Source organism: Streptococcus sp. 32226D021BW (assembly GCF_053545015.1).
On sequence record NZ_JBPPVC010000037.1, the window covers coordinates 1 to 1,095 of the forward strand.

Annotated in this window: 1 protein-coding gene; it reads right to left on the minus strand. The window is 42.6% G+C overall.

Annotated elements, in window-relative coordinates; genetic code table 11:
* Nucleotides 1-355: 355 nt before the first annotated feature.
* Nucleotides 356-1,095: replication initiation protein (locus ACEE44_RS10315; RefSeq protein ID WP_449172165.1), on the minus strand; the 740-nt coding region annotated here is incomplete at its 5' end.

Sequence of the window (1,095 nt, forward strand, 5' to 3'; positions counted from 1 at the left end):
TGTCTAGATGCAACAAGGGGATGGGATATGGCGGAGGCGGTTATTATGAGGCATAGGATATGGTTATCTGAATCTGGCTGAAGGAGAGTTTGAAAAGTTACAATGTAATCTTTTTTTTTTTTTAAAAGCAGAGGTGTTTTTACAGGTTCTAATTGACGTGGTTAGTTTTATTTGAGCAGAGCGATAGGCACACACTAAAAGCAATTTAAAGGGAATCAGTAGGCCGAGTGAAACGAGGTCAATGCGCACTTACACACCACAATTTAAATTGATGGTGTTTGTGCTAAATTCTCTGTATCAGAAGTCGCCGGTGGCGACAACAAAATCAAGCCCAACTAAAATTATTTCTAGTGAATTATCTGCGTTTGGTTAGGCTATCTAAAATTTTCTTGCGCTCGTCTGCTCGTATCTGTTCTTCGCGTTTCTGTTGAGCTTGTTGCTCATGTTCAGCTTCAGTCGTCCCTAGTTTGAGACCCCTTATTTTATCGATTGCCCGCCACTTTTCTTTGTCAGTCAGTTCACCGTTGTGCTCGATATTGAAGCGCGCTTTATTTAGCCGTTCAGTTTTGCTGACGTGGACGTCTTCGGCGTCTTTGCGTTGGGGTTTCCACGCGAAAGAATAGCCGATGACCGGTTTACCCCGTCCCTTGCCGTATTTTTTGCGGATGGTTAAGCCACGAAAAAGAGGAGTTAATTCTTCTCGGATAGGAGTAAGAACTTTTTTGTTTATATCTCCCTGTTTGTAGCTTTTAGGGACGTCCAGTAACTCGTTAAATTCGGCTTTGGAGAAATAGGCGTATCCGGTGGTACGATAGCCTTTTAGTAAGCGGAACATGGTTTTTGTGTAGCTACTTTTCAAGTCCCTAAATTCAATCAGAGCGTAACGTACCCAGCTTTCAAGATTGTTTAACAAGGGAATTGCATCACGATACACCTCAACGTCAACGTAGGGCTCGTCTGCGTCCCCGTTAATCTTGAACTTGGTAAACATGACGAAACGCTCAAAACTTAGGCCAGACTTGCTTTGACTGCCGAATCGTAAATCCATTAAGTGATCATAGGTTCGTCTAATGTCGTCTATGAATCTTCGATTTG